12 protein-coding genes are annotated in these 18,466 nt (G+C 75.7%); 10 read left to right on the forward strand and 2 right to left on the reverse strand.

Annotated elements, in window-relative coordinates:
- Nucleotides 1-248 precede the first annotated feature (248 nt).
- The gene (locus tag IF43_RS0124235) at nt 249-4,412 is read right to left on the reverse strand and encodes a helix-turn-helix domain-containing protein (RefSeq protein ID WP_051795990.1); all 4,164 of its coding nucleotides are present in this window, start codon (nt 4,410-4,412) and stop codon (nt 249-251) included.
- Between the two features lie 165 nt (nt 4,413-4,577).
- Nucleotides 4,578-6,215, reverse strand: coding sequence for an FAD-dependent monooxygenase (locus IF43_RS0124240; protein WP_030204345.1), 1,638 nt, complete (start codon nt 6,213-6,215; stop codon nt 4,578-4,580).
- 246 nt (nt 6,216-6,461) lie between these two features.
- Here IF43_RS0124240 and IF43_RS0124245 point away from each other — a divergent pair, with 246 nt between their 5' ends.
- The 10 genes from IF43_RS0124245 (at nt 6,462) to IF43_RS0124295 (ending at nt 18,462) form a co-directional block, all read left to right on the forward strand.
- A complete protein-coding gene (locus tag IF43_RS0124245) occupies nt 6,462-7,640 on the forward strand; it encodes a SchA/CurD-like domain-containing protein (RefSeq protein ID WP_030204347.1) in 1,179 nt (392 codons plus the stop codon).
- A gap of 46 nt (nt 7,641-7,686) precedes the next feature.
- The gene (locus IF43_RS0124250; protein WP_030204350.1) at nt 7,687-8,130 is read left to right on the forward strand and encodes a cupin domain-containing protein; all 444 of its coding nucleotides are present in this window, start codon (nt 7,687-7,689) and stop codon (nt 8,128-8,130) included.
- On the forward strand, nt 8,127-9,395 hold the full coding sequence (locus IF43_RS0124255) for a beta-ketoacyl synthase (RefSeq protein WP_030204351.1): 1,269 nt from the start codon (nt 8,127-8,129) through the stop codon (nt 9,393-9,395). Before IF43_RS0124250 ends, IF43_RS0124255 begins: the two co-directional genes overlap by 4 nt.
- Nucleotides 9,392-10,639 carry a beta-ketoacyl synthase N-terminal-like domain-containing protein gene (locus IF43_RS0124260; protein WP_030204354.1) on the forward strand — a complete coding sequence of 416 codons (1,248 nt, stop codon included), beginning with the start codon at nt 9,392-9,394 and terminating at the stop codon, nt 10,637-10,639. Before IF43_RS0124255 ends, IF43_RS0124260 begins: the two co-directional genes overlap by 4 nt.
- A 207-nt stretch (nt 10,640-10,846) precedes the next feature.
- Entirely contained in the window at nt 10,847-11,110 is a 264-nt protein-coding gene (locus tag IF43_RS0124265; protein WP_078910406.1) for an acyl carrier protein, read from the forward strand.
- 1 nt (nt 11,111) lies between these two features.
- On the forward strand, nt 11,112-11,591 hold the full coding sequence (locus tag IF43_RS0124270) for an SRPBCC family protein (RefSeq protein WP_030204357.1): 480 nt from the start codon (nt 11,112-11,114) through the stop codon (nt 11,589-11,591).
- Between the two features lie 30 nt (nt 11,592-11,621).
- Nucleotides 11,622-11,957, forward strand: coding sequence for a TcmI family type II polyketide cyclase (locus IF43_RS0124275; protein ID WP_030204358.1), 336 nt, complete (start codon nt 11,622-11,624; stop codon nt 11,955-11,957).
- A gap of 236 nt (nt 11,958-12,193) precedes the next feature.
- On the forward strand, nt 12,194-14,149 hold the full coding sequence (locus tag IF43_RS0124280) for a protease pro-enzyme activation domain-containing protein (protein ID WP_030204359.1): 1,956 nt from the start codon (nt 12,194-12,196) through the stop codon (nt 14,147-14,149).
- Nucleotides 14,150-14,298: 149 nt separating this feature from the next.
- Complete coding sequence (locus IF43_RS0124285; protein WP_030204360.1) at nt 14,299-14,643, forward strand: DUF1330 domain-containing protein; 345 nt, start codon at nt 14,299-14,301, stop codon at nt 14,641-14,643.
- Between the two features lie 228 nt (nt 14,644-14,871).
- Complete coding sequence (locus IF43_RS0124295) at nt 14,872-18,462, forward strand: BTAD domain-containing putative transcriptional regulator (RefSeq protein ID WP_030204362.1); 3,591 nt, start codon at nt 14,872-14,874, stop codon at nt 18,460-18,462.
- Nucleotides 18,463-18,466: the final 4 nt, after the last annotated feature.

Here is an 18,466-nt window from a genome sequence, read left to right on the forward strand (position 1 = left end):
TCCCCGTGAACGCGGCCGGCCCGGCCCGAGGCCTCGTCCGGCGGCCACCGGCTGATCCGCCGGCCCTTCCGAGACTGGGCCGCACCGCCCCCCGGTGTCGAGGCGCCACGTGTCTCCCACCTGCACGGGAAACGGGAAACCCCGGGGAAACCCCGGCGGCCGAGGGCCTGCTGGGGGCTCGTCACCGGCTGGGAGCGGAGGGGTGGTGCGTGGGTGGCAGGGGGTGGGGGCCTGGAGGGCGCGGTGGGTCAGCCGCCACACACCTCCCCGCCCGGGTGGGCCTGTGCGGCCGCTCCGACCAGTGCGCAGACGGCGCCGATCCGGGACCCCGCCCCCAGCGACCACAACCGGACCGTCCCGTCCGTCCCGGTGCTCGTCAACCGCCCGTCGGCCGGGTCGAACACGACGCCCCAGACCGCCCCGCCGTGCCCGGCCAGGCTCGCCTCCAAACGGAAGCGGTCGGCGTCCCACAGCCGTACGGTGCCGTCGACGCCGCCGCTCGCCAGGGTGTGCCCGCCGGGACCGAACACCACGGCGCGGACCGCCCCGACGTGCCCGGTCAGCGTCGCCGCCGCCCGGCGCGGGGCGACGTCCCACACCCGGACGGCACCGTCGTTGCCGCTGCTGGCCAACCGCCGGCCGTCCGGGGCGAACGACAGGCTCCGGACCGCGCCGCGGTGCCCGCGCAGTGCCGCCCGCTCCACCCAGCCACCGGTCCGTTCCGGGCCGTCGGGCCCGCCCGCCGGGTGCTCCGCGCGCCGTGCCGCGGCGGCCGGCTCCCACAGCCGTACCGTCAGGTCGTCGCTGCCGGTCGCCAGCAGCCGCCCGTCCGGGCTGAACGCCACCGCGTTGACGAAGTCCTGGTGCCCGCTCAGCGTCGTGACCTGGCGGTGCCGTGCGGTGTCCCACAGCTTGACCGTCCGGTCGGCGCTCGCCGACGCCAGCGTCCGGCCGTCGGGGGAGAAGGCGAGGGCGTACACGGCGCCGCCGTGCCCCGTCAGTGCGGCCAGCGGCGTCCGCCGGCGGGCGTCCCAGAGCCGTACGGTCCGGTCCGCGCCGGCGGAGGCCAGCAGCCGTCCGTCGGGGGAGAACGCCACCGCGAACACCGAGCCCTGGTGCCCCGTCAGCGTGCCGAGGAGCCGGCGGCGCGCGGGGTCCCACAGCCGTACGCCGCCGTCGGCGCCCGCCGACGCGAGCAGGCGGCCGCCCGGGGCGAAGGCGGACTGCCACAACTCCGCGAACGGCCGGGTGACCAGGGCCCCGCGCCCGGTGTCCCAGAGCACGGCGGACTGGTCGAAGCTGCCGGTGGCCAGCAGGTGCTCCGGCCCGGCGGCCACGGAGAGCACGTAGTCGCCGTGCCCGGCCAGCACCTGCGTGACGCGGTGGGTGGCCGCGTCCCAGACCTTCGCCGTCCCGTCGCCCGACGCGCTCACCACCGCCGTGCCGTCGGTCGTGTAGGTCACGGAGTTGACGTCGTCGCTGTGGCCCCGCAGGACCACCGGCCGCCGCGCCGTGGCGCCGGCCTCCCCGCCCCCGTCGCCGGCCGCGTCAGGTGCGTCCGGTGCGTCCGGTGCGTCCGGTGCGTCCGGTGCGTCCGCCCGGACGTCGGTCCCGTCGCCGGGGCCTTCGCCCGGTCCGTCGTCGTCCCGGCCGTCGACGTCCCAGACGCGCACCGTCCGGTCCGCGCTCCCCGATGCCAGCGTCCGCCCGTCCGGCGCGAACGCCACGCCCAACACCACGTCGGAGTGCCCTTCCAGCGTCGCGGCGGGCCGGCCGCCGGACCCGGACCCGGACACGTCCCACAGCCGTACGGTCCGGTCGGCCGCCCCCGAGGCGACCCGACGCCCGTCGGGGGCGAAGGCCACCCCGTACACCCCGTCCGTGTGCCCGCGCAGGGTGTCCGTCAGCCGCCGCCCGGCCACGTCCCACAGCCGTACCGTCCCGTCCAGACCGCCCGACACGAGCCGCGTGCCGTCGGGGGAGAAGGCCACCGAGCGGACCCCGCCGCTGTGCCCGTACAGGGTGCCCACCGCCTGGCGCTCCGGCAGTCGCCACAGCCGCACCGTGCCGTCCGTGCCCGCGGCGGCCAGCAGCCGCCCGCCGGCCCCGAACGCCACCGCCAGCACCGAGCCGCCGTGCCCGGTGAGCACGGCGACGGACGACCGGAACCCCGGTCCGCCCCACAGCCGTACGGTGCCGTCGCTGCTGCTCGTCGCGAGCACGCGTCCGTCCGGCGCGAAGGCCACCGCGTTGACCGCGCCGGTGTGCCCGGTCAGCCGCCCGGCGAACGCCTGCGCCTGGGTGCTGAGGAGCGCCCCCCGGGCCTCGGTCGTGGGGGAGGTCCGGTACGCGCGGGCCGCGAGCAGCATCGACGCCTCCGGCTGCCCGGCCGCGACCGCCGCCGACCGCTCGGCCATGGCCTGCGACTGCGCGACGGTCCGCTCCCGCAGGGCGCTCGACCGCTGGTGGAACGCCAGCCCGCCGGCGGCGAGCGCCACCGCGAGGAGGACGGCGAGCGCGGCCAGCAGGCGGCGCTGCGTGCGGGCCTGCCGCAGCGCCCGTTGCCGCCGGCGGCGTTCCTCGGCCCCGCTGGCCGCCAGGAACTCCGCTTCCACGGGTCCGGGAGGGTGCCTGCCGTCCTGCCGGTCCGCCCATTCCTCGGCGGCGGCGAGCCGGTTGCCGCGGTAGAGCAGTTCCGGGTCGCGGCCGTCCCGTACCCAGGCGGCCGCCGCGTCCGTGAGCTGCTGGTGCACCAGCAGGTCCGCCCGGTCGTCGTGGATCCAGTCGCGCAGCCGGGGCCAGGCCCGCAGCAGCGCCTCGTGGCTGATCTGCACCGCCGACGCGCCGGCCGTCACCAGCCGGGCGCGGACGAAGGCGTCCAGGGCCGCCGCGGCGGCGCGCGGGTCCGTGACGCCCGCGGCCAGCCGGTCCGGGGCCGTGCGTCGCCGGGTCTCGACGTCCCCGTCGCCCACGTGGACCAGGCGCAGCAGCATCCGGCGGGCCGCGTCGCGCCCGGTGCGGTCGAGCCCGGTGAAGACCTCTTCCGCGGTCCGGGCCACCGCGCCGCGCAGCCCGCCGGTCGCCTCGTACCCCTCGACCGTCAGGGTGCGGCCCGCCCGGGCGTACCAGGTGACCAGCAGTGCGTGGGAGAGCAGCGGCAGCGCCCACGCCGCGCCGGCGGCGGTGCCGTCCTCGGCGCCCGCGTCGCGCAGCAGCAGCTCCACCAGGCCGGGCTCGAGCAGCAGCCCGGCCCGCTCGGCCGGGCCGGTCACGGCCGTGCGCAACTCCTCCGGCGTCATGGGGGCGAGGACGTACAGCCCGTGCGTGAACACCTCGGCCAGCTCCGGATAGGCCAGGCACCGCCCGCTGAAGTCGGCCCGTAGGCCCAGCACGACGAGCACCGGGCCACCGTCGCCGTCCGGTCGTGCCCGGTCGGGGGCCGCGTCGGGGGCCGCGTCGGGGGAGCGCGGTCCGGCCAGGGACGTCAGGGCGGCGAAATAGGCCCGCCGCTCCGCCTCGTCCCGGCACAGGGTGAAGACCTCCTCGAACTGGTCGACCACGAGCACGACCCCGGCCGGCCCCGGGCCGGTCCCCGACGCCCCTCCCGCACCTGTGCCCCCTCCCGGACCGGTGCCCCCATCCGGACCTGTGCCCCCAGCCGGACCCGCGCCCGGCCCCGGACCCGCGCCCGGACCCGCGCCCGGACCCGCGCCCGGACCCGCGCCCGGACCCGCGCCCGGACCCGAGTCCGGACCCGAGTCCGGCACCCTCGGCAGCGGTACCCCCACTGACCCCAGCGTCCGCAGGAGTTCCGCCACCGGGTGTGCGGTCGGCGTGCACACGGCCACCCGCCAGGCCCCCGTACCGGCGGGGCCCCCGCCGTCCGCGCCCCGCCGCAGGGCGGGTACGAGTCCCGCCCGCAGCAGCGAGGACTTGCCGGCACCCGACGGGGCCACCACCGCCAACGGGCCGGTGCCCGCGCGCGTCCCGAGCCGGGCCAGCAGGGCGGCCGTGGTCCGCTCCCGCCCGAAGAACCAGTCCGCGTCCTCGGTCCCGAACGCGCTCAGCCCCCGGTACGGGCACTCACCCGCCCCCGACCCCGGCGCGGGCCTCGTCTCCGGCCGGCGGGCCGACGGCACGTCGGGCACCAGGCGGGCCAGGGCACCCGCCGCCCCCAGCGCCGTGTCGCAGCGGCGGGCCAGGTCGGCGGTGGGCGGCTTGCCGCCGTTCTCGATCTTGCTGAGGTAGCCCTTGCTGTAGTGGACGAGCCGGGCCAGCGCCGCCAGGGACAGACCGCGCTCGGCCCGCACCCGCCGCAGGGCCGGCCCGAACTCCTCCGGCCGGCCCGCGTCCTGCCGGGCACGGCCGGTTCCCTCGGCCCCGTCCGGTGACAGACCGGGTGTCCCGTCCATACGTGCCTCCGCGCTGTTGCGGCTGCTCACGCTAGCGAGAGCGCCGCCGTTCGCGCACGGACGGTTACCCGTTCGGCTGATTCCCGGCCGTCGGCGCCCCCGGCCGCGGCGGCACGGCCGGTAGCGGGGGCACCCGTGGTCTACGGCCCCGAGGGTGGCGGTGCGTCAGGCCAGCGCCAGCACCGACCGGACGACCCCGCGCAGCACCTCCACCGGGTCCGCACCCGCGTCCGCCCGCGACGACCGCCAGGCCACGAACCCGTCCGGCCGTACCAGCACCGCGCCCGCCGCGGTCGTACCGTGCGCCTGCGCCCAGTCCGCGCCGCCCTCGGCCACGAGGTCCCCGTCCGCGCCGATCCGGTACGCCTCCAGCCGGACGGACAGCTCGCGCGCGACCCGCTCCGCCGCCGCGTGCCAGCCGCCCTGCTCGGACGCGTCGCTGAGCAGCACCAGGGAGCGCTCGTACAGGTCGAGGGTGGAGAGCCGGTTCCCGGAGCCGCGCCGCAGCCACAGGTGCGGCGCCCGGCTGCCCGGTTCGCCCGTGAGCCGTACGCCCTCCGGCACCACCGGCTGCTCCGGGTCGGTGCCGACCACCGCGCCGCGCGGGTAGCGGTAGGCGAGCGCGACGTCGAGGATGCCGCCCTGCCTGCCGCCGGGGCCGGCCGCGGGCTCGTACCCGGGGTGGCTGTGCTCGGCCGAACGGGCCGTGGCCCGGGCGCTGGTGGCCTCGGCGACGGGGCGGCGCTCGGCGTCGTACGAGTCCAGCAGGCCGGGGCCGGCCCAGCCGCCGAGCACGGCGGCGAGCTTCCACGCCAGGTTGTGCGCGTCCTGGATGCCGGTGTTGGAGCCGAACGCGCCGGTCGGCGACATCTCGTGCGCGGAGTCGCCGGCCAGGAACACCCGCCCGCGGCCGTACCGCTCGGCCACCCGCTCCGCCGCGTGCCACGGGGCCCGACCCGTGACCTGGACGTCCAGGTCGGGCACGCCCACCGCGCGCCGGATGTGCACCGCGCACCGCTCGTCGGTGAAGTCCTCCAGTGTCTCGCCTCGCTCGGGCCGCCAGGGCGCGTGGAACACCCAGTTCTCCCGGTTGTCGACCGGCAGCAGGGCGCCGTCGCCCTCCGGATGGGTGAGGTAGCAGACGATGAAGCGGCGGTCGCCGACCGCCTCGGCCAGCCCGCGCGAGCGGAACGTGATGCTGACGTTGTGGAACAGGTCGCCGGGGCCGTTCTGGCCGATGGCCAGGTGCTCGCGGATCGGGCTGCGCGGTCCGTCGGCGGCCACCAGGTAGTCGGCGCGGATCGTGGTGTGGTCGCCCGTGTCGCGGTTCTTCACCAGCGCCGTGATCCCGTCGGCGTCCTGGTCGAACGACAGCATCTCGGAGCCGAAGCGCAGGTCGCCGCCCAGGTCGCGGGCGCAGTCCAGCAGCACCGGCTCCAGGTCGTTCTGGCTGCACAGGCACCACCCGCTCGGGCTGAACCGGGCCAGGCCGCCACCGGGGTCGATCTCGCGGAACAGCCACTCGCCGGCGTCGCCGACCAGGCTGGGCGTCTGGAGGATGCCGTGGTTGTCGGCGAGGACGGAGGCCGCCTGGCGGATCCGGGCCTCGGCGCCGGCCACCCGGAAGAGTTCCATCGTCCGGACGTTGTTGCCCCGGCCGCGCGGGTGGATGGAGGTGCCCGCGTGCCGCTCCACGAGGGTGTGGCGTACGCCGAGCCGGCCCAGGAACAGGGACGTGGACAGGCCCACCAGGGAGCCGCCGACGATGAGAACCGGTACGCGGTGGTCGAATTCTTCGTTCATCAGTTCATCCGTTCCTCAGATCCTCCGGTGACGGACCGGGACGTGCGGGGACGGGATGTCCATGCCCGGCCGTGGGCCGTTTCGGACGGGCAATCACCCACCTGGTGCACAACACCGCACGTCACCCAGGTGGTTCACACCACTCGCGGACCCGCCGGGACCGGCACAGGATCGAGGGCGACGGTGACCGGCCCTTCCCCATGGCCGCGCCGGTCGCTCCTGCCCCCCGAAGGAGACGCGAGCAGGATGACACTCACGGAACAGTCCCTTTCACGTCTGGCGGAACGGGTCTCCCAGTCCGCGTTCGACGGCTCCCGGCTCCGGGTGGTCCTGCTGATGGACCTGCACGACGGCATCCAGCAGCAGTTCCTGACGGCGTACGAGCACGTGTGCGAGCAGATGGCCGCCGTGCCCGGACACATCAGCGACCAGCTGTGCCAGTCCATCGAGAACCCGGCGCAGTGGCTGATCACCAGCGAGTGGGAGAGCGCCGAGCCCTTCCTCGCCTGGGTCAACAGCGACGAGCACGTGGACATGGTGCGGCCGCTGAGCGCCTGCGTCCGCGACACCCACTCGCTCCGCTACACCATCCTGCGCGAGACCGGCAGCGGCCCCGAGGCGGCCCCCGCCCCGGTCGGCCTCCGGCTCCAGGCGGCGCCCCGCATCGGCGACGGCATCGTCCGCCACGCCCTCACCTTCACGGTCCGGCCGGGCAGCGAGGCGAAGGTCGCCGAGATCCTCGCCGGCTACCAGTCGCCGCAGGCGCGCGTCGACGACACCACGAGCCTGTGCCGCACCTCCCTCTTCATGCACGGCAACCGCGTGGTGCGCGCCGTCGAGGTCCGCGGCGACCTGATGTCCGCCCTGCGCCACGTGGCCCGCCAGCCGGAGGTGCGCGCCGTCGAGGAGGCCATCAACCCGTACCTGGAGCAGGACCGCGACCTCACCGACGCCGAGTCGGCCCGCATGTTCTTCATGCGCGCCGCGCTGCCGGCCGTCCACCACGTGCGCCCCCACTCCGCGGAGCCGGGCGGGCTCCCGCCCGCCGACGGTGACGAGCCCGGCGTCCGGCGGCACGCCCTGTACTACCCGGCACGGCCCGGCTGCGGCATGGCCCTGGCCCGGCTCCTCGCCCGCCAGGACGCGGCCGCGGCGCACGACCCCGGCCATCCGGTGTACGCGGCCACGATCTTCCAGCGGGACGACGTCGTCGTGCGCCTGGTCGACGTACGGGGCAGCCTGGAGGCCGACCCGGCCCGCGCCCTCGGCGTACACGGCCCGCGCAAGGCCGCCGTCCTGACCCGGCTCCTCGACCACGGGGCCCTCGGCTCCGACGGCCGCGTCGACGGCCCCGCCGACGTCGCCCGCCTCCTGCGCGCTACCGACATGCGCCTGGTCACCGACCGTCGGGCGCCCCAGTCCTGACGTCCACGGCCGCCGCCGCGGCCGACCCCACCCCTCTGGAGGAACCATGAGCAAGCAGCGGCCCCGAGTCGTGGATCTCGGTGAGATCGAGCCCAACCGAAGGCGCGGAGGTGATCTGCGCGCCATGCTCACCCCCGCCACCGTCGGGTCCACCAGCGGGTTCATGGGGGTGGCCCTCGTCGACCCCGGCGACCGGATCGGCGAGCACTACCACCCGTACTCCGAGGAGTTCGTGTACGTCGTCGCCGGCGAGCTGGAGGTGGACCTGGACGGCGTACCGCAGCCGCTGCGGCCGGGCCAGGGCCTGATGATCCCCGCGTACGTGCGCCACCGCTTCCGCAACGTGGGCGACACCGAGGCGCGCCTGGTCTTCCACCTCGGTCCGCTGGCCCCGCACCCGAGCATGGGCCACGTCGACACCGAGGGCCCGGACGCCGCGCTGGAAACCGCGGCCGGGATGCGCCCGCCGGAACCGGAGGCCGTGTCGTGAGCCGGCGCGTCGCGGTCACCGGCATAGGCGCGGTCGCCCCGGGCGGGGTCGGCGTACCCGCGTTCTGGGATCTGCTGGCCTCCGGCCGCACCGCGACCCGCGGCATCACCTTCTTCGACCCGGAGGGGCTGCGCTCGCGCATCGCGGCGGAGTGCGACTTCGACCCGCTCGACCACGGCCTGACCGTGGAGCAGGCCGAGCGCTGCGACCGCTACGTCCAGTTCGCCCTCGTGGCCGCGCGCGAGGCGGCGGTCGACGCCGGCCTTGCCGCGGACCAGGTGGACCCCTGGCGGCTGGGTGTCAGCCTCGGCACCGCCGTGGGCGGCACCACCCGGCTGGAGCACGACTACGTCCTGGTCAGCGAGCGCGGCGCGCGCTGGGACGTGGACCACCGGGCGGCGGGCGCGCACCTGCACCGGGCCTTCTCGCCGAGCACCCTCGCCTCGGCGGTCGCCGAGGAGTTCGGCGCCCACGGGCCCGTGCAGAGCGTGTCGACGGGCTGCACCTCCGGGCTGGACGCGGTCGGCTACGCCTTCCACGCCATCCAGGAGGGCCGGCTGGACGTCTGCATCGCCGGCGCCGCCGACTCGCCCATCTCGCCGATCACGATGGCCTGCTTCGACGCCATCAAGGCGACCTCCCCCAACAACGACGACCCCGCGCACGCCTCCCGCCCCTTCGACGCCCGCCGCGACGGGTTCGTCATGGGCGAGGGCGGGGCCGTACTCGTCCTGGAGGACCTCGCCCACGCCCGGGCCCGCGGCGCCCGCGTGTACTGCGAGATCAGCGGCTACGCCACCTTCGGCAACGCCTACCACATGACCGGACTGACCACCGAGGGCACGGAGATGGCCCGTGCCATCGACACCGCCCTCGACCAGGCGAGGCTGGACCCCACGGCCGTCGACTACGTCAACGCCCACGGCTCCGGCACCCGCCAGAACGACCGGCACGAGACCGCCGCGGTCAAGCGCTCCCTCGGCGCCCACGCGTACGACACGCCGATGAGCTCGATCAAATCCATGGTCGGGCACTCCCTCGGCGCGATCGGCTCCATAGAGCTGGTCGCCTGCGTCCTGGCCCTGGCCCACCAGACCGTGCCGCCCACCGCGAACTACGAGATCCCCGACCCCGAGTGCGACCTGGACTACGTGCCCCGCGAGGCACGGCCGCGCAGGCTGCGGCACGTGCTGTCGGTGGGCAGCGGCTTCGGCGGCTTCCAGTCCGCGGTCGTCCTCGGCAGGCCGGACGGGAGCGCACCATGAGCCAGCCTCATTCCCGACGCGCCGTCATCACCGGCATCGGCGTGGTCGCGCCGAACGGACTGAGCGTCGACACGTTCTGGAAGTCCACCCAGGAGGGCATCGCCGTCCTGGACCGCGTCACCCGCGAGGGCTTCGGCGACCTGCCGCTGCGCGTCGCCGGCGAGGTCCGGGGCTTTGATCCGGCCGCCCACGCCGAGGACCGCTACCTGGTCCAGACCGACCGCTTCACCCACTTCGCCATGGCGGCCGCGGACCTCGCGTTCGCGGACGCCGGACTGACCGGGGTCGACCTGGACTCCCCGTTCTCGGTGGGCGTGGTGACCGCGGCCGGTTCGGGCGGCGGCGAGTTCGGCCAGCGCGAGCTCCAGCAGCTGTGGGGCAAGGGGAGCCGGTACGTGGGCCCGTACCAGTCCATCGCCTGGTTCTACGCCGCCAGCACCGGCCAGATCTCGATCCGCGGCGGCTACAAGGGCCCCTGCTCGGTGGTCGCGAGCGACGAGGCCGGCGGGCTGGACGCCATCGCGCACGCGGCCCGGGCGGTCCGCCGCGGCACGCAGGCCCTCGTGGTCGGCGCGACCGAGGCGCCGCTGGCCCCGTACTCGGCGGTCTGCCAGCTGGGCTACCCCGAGCTGAGCACCCTCGCCGATCCCGACCGCGCCTACCGGCCGTTCTCGGCCTCGGCGTGCGGCTTCGTGCCGGCCGAGGGCGGGGCCATGCTCGTCGTCGAGGACGAGGCGGCGGCCCTGGCCCGCGGTGCCCGGGTCCGGGCCGTCGTGGCCGGACACGCCGCCACGTTCACCGGGGCCTCGCGCTGGCAGGAGTCCCGGGACGGCCTGGCCCGGGCCGTCGAGGGCGCGCTCGCCGAGGCGGGCTGCGCCCCCGAGGAGGTCGACGTCGTCTTCGCGGACGCCCTCGGCATCCCCGCCGCGGACCGGGCCGAGGCGCTGGCCCTGGCCGACGCCCTGGGCCGGCACGGGTCGCAGGTGCCGGTCACGGCGCCGAAGACCGGCATCGGGCGGGCGTACTGCGGTGCACCCGTGCTGGACACCGCGGCCGCGGTCCTCGCCATGGAGCACGGCCTGATCCCGCCCACGCCGAACGTCTACGACATCTGCCACGACATGGACCTGGTGACCTCGCGGGCCCGGCCCGCCCGGCTGCGCACCGCGCTGGTGCTCAGCCGGGGCCTGATGGGGTCGTGCGCGGCGCTGGTCCTGCGGCGCGGCGACGGCGGTCAGGACTGACGGGCGCCGTCCGCGGGCCCGGTCCCGCACCCGACCGACGCCGGGCCCGACGGAACCGACCCCGTACCCCGGCGACCCCGTACCCGACCGACCGACCGACCGACCCCGTACCCCGGCGACGCCGGTCCCCGCCCGGTCCCCGATCCCGGTCCCTGACCACCGATCCCCGAACACCGAATCCCGCACCACGAAGGAGGAGCTCCTCCCATGACCATCCAGATGGAACTCACCGTCCAGCAGCTGGCCGCCCTGATGAAGAACGCCGCCGGCGTCGCGGTCGACCCCGAGGCGCTGGAGACCGCGGCCGACTCCGGCTTCGACACCTTCGGCCTGGACTCGCTGGGCCTGCTCGGCATCATCAGCGACCTGGAGAACAACCACGGCACGGCCATGCCCCCGGAGGCCGAGCGCTGCCGCACCCCGCGGGAGTTCATCGACCTCGTCAACAGCACCCTCGCGGCCGGAGCGTGACATGAGCGGACACACCGAGAACGAGATCGTCATCGCCGCCCCCCTCGACCTCGTCTGGGACACCACCAACGACATCGAGAACTGGCCGGACCTGTTCAGCGAGTACGCCTCCGTCGAGGTCCTCTCCCGGGAGGGCGCCACCACCACCTTCCGACTCACCATGCACCCGGACGAGAACGGCACCGTGTGGAGCTGGGTCTCCGCGCGGACCACGGACGAGGCCGCCCGCACCGTCCGCGCCCACCGCGTCGAGACCGGCCCGTTCGCGCACATGAACATCCGGTGGGAGTACGCCGAGACCCCGGACGGCACCCTCATGAAGTGGACGCAGGACTTCGCGATGAAGCCCGACGCCCCCGTGGACGACGCGTGGATGACCGGCAACATCAACCGCAACTCGCGCGTCCAGATGGCCCTCATCAGGGACAAGATCGAGCAGGCGGCCCGCGAGCGGAACACCGCCTCCGTCCTGCCGAACTGACCGGCCCACCGCCCACCAGACAGGACCCCCATGCACCACGCCCTGATCGTCGCCCGCATGGCGCCCGGCTCGGCACCCGACATCGCCGGCGTCTTCGCCGACTCCGACCGCGGCGAGCTGCCCCGCATCATCGGGGTCAGCCGGCGCAGCCTCTTCCAGTTCGGTGACGTGTACCTGCACCTCATCGAGTCCGAGAACCCGCTGGGCCCGGCCATCGCCAAGGCGAGCACGCACCCCGAGTTCCGCGGCATCAGCGAGCGTCTGGAGGCGTACGTCAGCCCGTACGACCCCGAGACCTGGCGCAGCCCGAAGGACGCCATGGCCCACTGCTTCTACCGCTGGGAGCCCACCCGCTCCCGGGCCTGACCGGTCCCGACGGCCGACGGTCCGGCTCCGCCCCGTGCGGAGCCGGACCGTTTTCGTGCGTCCATGTCCGACATGCCCCTCCGTCAATTCCCGCCCCTGGGCATAACTTTGGCGTCTCTTGATCAACACCTGCCCCTGACGTGAACTGTTCCTGACAACCATGGCGCGGTACCGCCCGCACACCGGTCACCCCGGAGTGCGCGGCCAACCCCACACACGTCATGGCAGGGACATACATGAGAAGACGACGCAGCGGGCAGTCACGCGCGCTGATCGCCGCCGCCGCGGTGCTGCCGGCCCTCGCGGGCGCGCTCACCTTCGGCGCCCCGTCCGCCCAGGCCGCCGATCCGGCCCCCGGCGGACGCGTCGCACTGCAGGGCACCCAGCCCGCCTGGGCCACCGGCCCGGCGGACCTCGGCAGCGCCGCGCGCCAGGCCACGGTCACGGCCCGCGTGCACCTCGCCGGCCGCGACCCGCAGGGCCTGACCGCCTTCGCGACCGCCGTCTCGGACCCGCACTCGCCCCTCTACGGCCAGTACCTGACGGCCGACCAGGCCCGCAGCCGGTTCGGTGCCACCGAAGGCCAGAAGGCCGCCGTCGCCGCCTGGCTGCGCTCCGCGGGCCTCACCGTGACCGCGACCAACGACCACTACATCGAGGTCACGGGCACCGTCGCCGCCGCCGAGCAGGCCTTCGCCACCCCCCTGCACAGCTTCCGCAAGGACGGCCGCACCTACCGCGCCCCGGTCCGCAACGCCACCGCCCCGGCCTCGGTCGCCGCCGCCGTGCTGACCGTCTCCGGCCTCGACGACGCCCCGCACCGGGCCTCGCACAAGGACACCCTGCCCCGCCCGGGCCAGGGCTTCCGCAACTCCGGCCCGTTCTCCAGCTACTACGGCTCGCGCACCGCGACCTCCCTGCCGTCCGCGTACGGCAGGAAGGTCCCGTACGCGATCAAGGGCTACACCGGCCGCCAGCTGCGCGCCGCCTACGGCGCCGGCCGCTACACCGGCAAGGGCGTCACGGTCGCGATCACCGACGCGTACGCCTCGCCGACCATCGCCAAGGACGCCCGCACGTACGCGGCCCGCAACGGCGACGCCCCGTACCGCACCGGCGGCCTGCGCCAGGTCACCCCGGCGAAGTACACCCACGTCAAGGACTGCGACGCGGCCGGGTGGTACGGCGAGGAGACCCTCGACGTCGAGGCCGTGCACGCGGTCGCTCCCGAGGCGAAGATCGTCTACGTCGCGGGCGCCTCCTGCAACGACCCCGACCTGCTCGACGCCCTCGACAAGGTCGTCGACAAGCACCTCGCCGACATCGTCTCCAACTCCTGGGGCGACGTCGAGGCCAACCAGACCCCGGCCCTCGCGGCCGCCTACGACCACACCTTCAAGATGGGTACGGCCGAGGGCATCGGCTTCTACTTCTCCTCCGGCGACGACGGCGACGAGGTCGCCAACACCGGCAAGAAGCAGGTCGACACCCCCGCCAACTCCTCCTGGGTGACCGCGGTCGGCGGCACGTCGCTGGCCGTCGGCAAGGGCGACACGTACAAGTTCGAGACCGGCTGGGGCACCAAGAAGGCCGCCCTCTCGGCCGACGGCACGTCCTGGACCGGCTTCCCGGGCGCCTTCACCAGCGGCGCCGGCGGCGGCACCAGCACCACCGTGGCCCAGCCCTTCTACCAGCGCGGCATCGTCCCCGACGCACTGGCCAAGGCCAACGGCACCAAGCGCATGCGCACCGTGCCCGACGTCGCGGCCGTCGCCGACCCCAACACGGGCTTCCTGGTGGGCCAGACGCAGTCCTGGGCGGGCGGCAAGCTCGCGTACGGCGAGTACCGCATCGGCGGCACCTCGCTCGCGGCCCCGGTCATCGCGGGCATCCAGGCGCTGGCCCAGCAGGCGCTCCAGAAGCCGATCGGCTTCGCCAACCCGGGCTTCTACAGCCGTGTGAACTCGCGCTGGCCGATGCTCCACGACGTCACCGACCACCCGCTGGGCGCCCAGGGCCTGGCCGTGGCCCGCGTCGACTTCGTGAACGGCGTCGACGCCAGCGGCGGCCTGGCGACCTCGGTCCGCAGCCTCGGCAAGGACAGCTCCCTGCACGCGGTCCGCGGCTACGACCTGGTGACCGGCGTCGGCTCCCCGGGGCCGTACTACGTCGCCTCGCACAGCCGGCGCTGACACCCTGACGGCACCGTGACGGACGGGCCGGGGGTCGATGACCCGACAGGTCATCGACCCCCGGCCCGTCTTCCTGTGATGATCAGTACGTCCCGGCCGGCCACCCCGGCCGGGAGGCGCGACCGACCACCGACCGGGAGGACTGCCCCATGCCCGCCTACGCGATAGCCCACCTGCGCGACGTGACCCCGCACCCCGACATCCCCGAGTACATCGAGCGCATCGGCGCCACCATGGCCCCGTACGGCGGACGCTTCCTGGTGCACAACACCGCGCACGAGGTCCGGGAAGGCGACTGGCCCGGACACGTCGTCCTCATCGGCTTCCCGGACATCGCCGCGGCCCGCGCCTGGTGGGACTCCCCGGCGTACCAGGAGATCGCCCCGCTGCGCTCCCGCCACATCACGGGCGACATCATCCTCGTCGAGGGCGTCCCCGAGGGCTACGACCCCACCGCGACCGCCGCGGCCATGCGCACCGCGTTCCCGTCCTGACCGGGTCGCCGGGCACCGGCCGTCCACGCGCCCGCGGGGGATGCCGTTGAACGAGTTCTCCGAACGCACCACGTCCGTCGGAGGTGTGGGGACGGACCGGCCGTTCTTCGAGTCCGTCAGGTACTCGGCCCGGTGTCAGGACTGCGCTGCGGAGCCGGCGTGCTGGGGTGTCCAGGCCCTGGTGAACGGCTCGTTGCGCTGGGACGCGGCGTTTACGATGTACTTGTCATGATCACAATGAAGGTGCTCGGCGCGTTCCGGGTCGAGGTCGACGGCCGACCGGTCGACGCCGGCGGTCGGCTCGCCCGGATGGTCCTGGTCCAACTGCTGCTCGCCCGCGGGGCGGTCGTACCCACGGAGCGGATCATCGAGCGGCTGTGGCCGGCCCGCGTGCCGTCGAGCGCGCAGGCGTCGCTGCACGCCTACGTCGCACGCCTGCGGCGCGTGCTCGAGCCGGAGCGGGCCCCGCGTACGCCCGCCCGGCTGCTGGTCAGCGCGCCGTACGGATACGCCCTGGCCCTGGCGCAGGACGCCGTGGACGCCTGGGTGTTCGAGAGCCGGGTGGCGGACCGCTCCCTGGCGGAGCTGCCTGCCGGTGCCGCCGCCGAGGGCCTGGCCGGGGCCCTGGCCTCGTGGGGCGGTCAGCCGTACGCCGAGTTCGCCGACGCGCCGTGGACCGCCGGTGAACGCGCCCGCCTGGAGGAGCTCCACCGCACCGCCCGGGAACGGCTCGCCGCGGCACGGCTGGGCTGCGGGCAGGCAGCCCAAGCCCTCGCCGACGCGGGCGCGCTGACCCGCGAGCAGCCCTTGCACGAGGAGGGCTGGCGGCTGTTGGCCCTCGCCCTGTGGGCCCGCGACCGTCAGGGGGACGCCCTGGCCGCGCTGCGGCGGGCCCGGCACGTCCTCGGGGAGGAGCTCGGCGTCGAACCCGGGCCCGCCCTCCTGGAACTGGAACAGGCCCTGCTGCACCAGCGCCTGGACGTGCTCCACCGGGCGACCGGGTCGCCGGCCGCGGCCACCGTGCACGCCGGGGCGGCCACCACCCCGGTGCCGGGTCCGGCACGCGCTCCGGGCCGGGCGACGGCGGCGCATCCGGTCACGGCCGACGTCCCGGCGACGGCCGCAGGTCCGGAAACGGCCGCGGATCCGGCGACGGCCGCTGTGGCTGCACCGGCCGCCGGAACGGCAACGGCCGCGGATCCGGCCACGGCGGTCGTCCCGGCAACCGCCACGGAGCCGGGTGCTGCCGCGGCCCCGGCAGCACCACCGGCCCCCGGCCGCGGGCAACCGGCGCTGCTGACGCCGGAGCTGCTCCTGGGGCGGGACGCGGAGCTGGCCGGGCTGGCCGCCGCCGCGGACCGGGCCCGGGCCGGACGGGCCCAGGTGGTCCTGGTCTCCGGCGAGGCCGGCATCGGCAAGTCCAGCCTCCTGCACACCGCCGTCCGCCAACTGCCCGAGCAGGGCTGGCTGGTCGGCCACGGGCAGTGCCCGGAGACCGACGGGGCCCCGCCCGGCCGGGCCTGGTTCGACATGCTGCCGGACCTGGCGCGGACCGCGTCGCCGGGCCCGTACGCCGATGAGCTCAGCCCCCTCCTGGCCCCCGGCACCGCGGGCGACTCCGCGCAGCCGGAGGGCAGCCCGGCCCGGCGCTTCCGCCTGCACAGGGCGCTGCTCGGCTGGCTCCGGGACACGGCCGTGCGGCAGCCGCTGGCGATCGTGCTCGACGACCTGCACCGGGGCGACTCGGAGAGCATCGAGCTGTTCCTGCTCTGCGCCGAGGAGCTGCGCGACGTACCGCTGCTGCTGGTGGGCTCGTACCGGACCGGCGAGGGCGATCTGACCGGGGCGCTCGCCCGGCTGGCCGCCTGCTCGCCGGTGCGGCTGGCGTTGGGCGGCCTGTCGGACGACCATGCGGTGGAGCTGCTGCAGCGCGGCGCGGCGGACATGAGCGACCACGCCGCGGTGGCCCTGGCGGAGCGGGCCGGGGGCAACCCGTTCTACTTGCGCGAGAGCGCGCTCCTGCTGGCCGGCGAGGGCGAGCAGCAGGCGCTGGCCCGGGTTCCGCAAGGGGTCCAGGACGTGCTGCGGCGACGGCTGGCCCTGCTCGCGCCGACCGTCACGGCCGGGTTGCGGCTGGCGGCCGTCGCCGGCCGCGAGGCCCCCGTGGCCCTGCTCGTGCACGCCGCCGACAGCGATGCCGAGCAGCTCCTCGACGCGCTGGACACGGGAGTGACCGCCGGTCTGCTCACCGAGCCGCGTCCGGGCACGGTCCGCTTCACCCACGCCCTCGTCCGGGACGCCCTGGAGGGCGACCTCACGCGCCTGCGGCTGGCCCGGATGCATTCCCGACTGGGCCGGGGCCTGATCGCCCTCGGCTCGGACGACGTCGCCGCCACCGCCCACCACCTCCTGCGGGCGGCCGCGGTCGTGACCGCCGACGCCGGGCCCGCGGTCCGCCACGCCCGGCTCGCGTGCGAGCAGGCGGTGCGCCGCTACGCCCCGCAGAACGCCGAGGCCCTCCTGGACGCGGCCCTCGGGCTCCTCACGGACCATCCGGCCGCCTTCGCCGACCAGGATGTGGCGCTGTTGCGGGTGATGCTGCTCGGGCAGCTGGTGGACTGCCGGATCCGGATGGGAGCCGTGGTCCCCGCCCGGGAGGCGCAGGAGCAGGCCGTCCGGGTGGCCCGGGCCGAGGGCCGGGCAGACCTGCTGGTCGCGGCCTGGACCACCTGGACCGAGCCGACGCCCTGGCGGGTGCGCCCGTACGCGGCCTCCGACCCGGAGGCCGTCGAGGAGCTCGGCGAGCTCCTGGAGGACCCGGGGCTGACCGACCGGCAGCGCTGCCTGCTCCTGGACCAACTGTCCGACGCACTGGACGACACCGATCCCCGCGCGGTGGCCGTGGCACGGCAGGCCGTGGACCTCGCCCGGACCGTGGGCGAACCGCGACTACGGGGCCTGACCCTCACCTCCCTGCTGCGCAAGGTCGACTGCGAACTCGACCCCGCCCCCTACCTGGAGCTCCACCGGGAACTCGGCGAGGTGGCCGACGCCCAGGACAGCCCCGAGTACTCCTGGATGAGCGCCTACACCGCCGCCCGGATCGCCGCCGCCGACAACGACCCGGCGGAAATGGAACGGTGCCTCGTACGGGCGGACGGGATCGCCCGGCGGTACGGGCTCCAGGGCGCGTTCGCGGTGGCCAGGCTGCGCCGGCCCATGCTCGCCATGGCCCGGGGGCGGTTCGAGGAGGCCGAGGAGGCCATGGCGTCGGCGGTGGCGGAGCTGCGCGCCCGGGGAGCGGTGGACCTGAGCGGGCTGGCCGCCCTGGGCCTGGGGTGCATGCGGCTGCAGCAGGGCCGGCTGGCCGAGATGGTGCCTGTGCTGCTCGTGGTGTGGGAGCGGTACAAGCCGCACAACGAAGGCCTCGCCGCGCTGGCGCTGCTGGCCGACGGCCGTCCCGAGGAGGCCCGGGAGATCTTCGGCCAACGCGTGCCGCTGCGGCGCGACTTCGCCTTCTCCATCCTGGCCGGGCTGCGCGGCATGGCCGCCGTCGCCCTCGGCGACACGGCGGCCGCCACCGAGGTGTACGAGGACCTGGTGCCCCTGGAGGGGCTGGCCGGCGGCACGAGCAGCCTGAGCCTCGCGTTCCGGCCCGTCGCGCAGACCCTCGGGGAGCTGGCCGGGTTCCTGGGCCGCCCCGAAGCGGCCCGGCGCCATTTCCGCGAAGCCGAGCGGGTGGCGGCCGCCTGGGACTCCCCCCACTGGGCGGGCGCGGCGCGGTCCGCCCTGGCCGCACTGCCGCCGGCGCCCGCGTAGCGCG

It is taken from the genome of Streptomyces sp. NRRL S-87 (assembly GCF_000719335.1).
In the GTDB taxonomy this organism is placed as follows: Bacteria; Actinomycetota; Actinomycetes; order Streptomycetales; family Streptomycetaceae; genus Streptomyces.

Excerpts from the sequence above, each read along its gene's own strand:
- IF43_RS0124270 (WP_030204357.1), top strand. The coding sequence starts at position 11,112 with ATGAGCGGACACACCGAGAACGAGATCGTCATCGCCGCCCCCCTCGAC.
- IF43_RS0124250 (WP_030204350.1), top strand. The coding sequence starts at position 7,687 with ATGAGCAAGCAGCGGCCCCGAGTCGTGGATCTCGGTGAGATCGAGCCC.
- IF43_RS0124265 (WP_078910406.1), top strand. The coding sequence starts at position 10,847 with ATGACCATCCAGATGGAACTCACCGTCCAGCAGCTGGCCGCCCTGATG.
- IF43_RS0124235 (WP_051795990.1), bottom strand. The coding sequence starts at position 4,412 with ATGGACGGGACACCCGGTCTGTCACCGGACGGGGCCGAGGGAACCGGC.
- IF43_RS0124240 (WP_030204345.1), bottom strand. The coding sequence starts at position 6,215 with ATGAACGAAGAATTCGACCACCGCGTACCGGTTCTCATCGTCGGCGGC.
- IF43_RS0124285 (WP_030204360.1), top strand. The coding sequence starts at position 14,299 with ATGCCCGCCTACGCGATAGCCCACCTGCGCGACGTGACCCCGCACCCC.
- IF43_RS0124295 (WP_030204362.1), top strand. The coding sequence starts at position 14,872 with ATGATCACAATGAAGGTGCTCGGCGCGTTCCGGGTCGAGGTCGACGGC.
- IF43_RS0124245 (WP_030204347.1), top strand. The coding sequence starts at position 6,462 with ATGACACTCACGGAACAGTCCCTTTCACGTCTGGCGGAACGGGTCTCC.
- IF43_RS0124260 (WP_030204354.1), top strand. The coding sequence starts at position 9,392 with ATGAGCCAGCCTCATTCCCGACGCGCCGTCATCACCGGCATCGGCGTG.
- IF43_RS0124280 (WP_030204359.1), top strand. The coding sequence starts at position 12,194 with ATGAGAAGACGACGCAGCGGGCAGTCACGCGCGCTGATCGCCGCCGCC.
- IF43_RS0124275 (WP_030204358.1), top strand. The coding sequence starts at position 11,622 with ATGCACCACGCCCTGATCGTCGCCCGCATGGCGCCCGGCTCGGCACCC.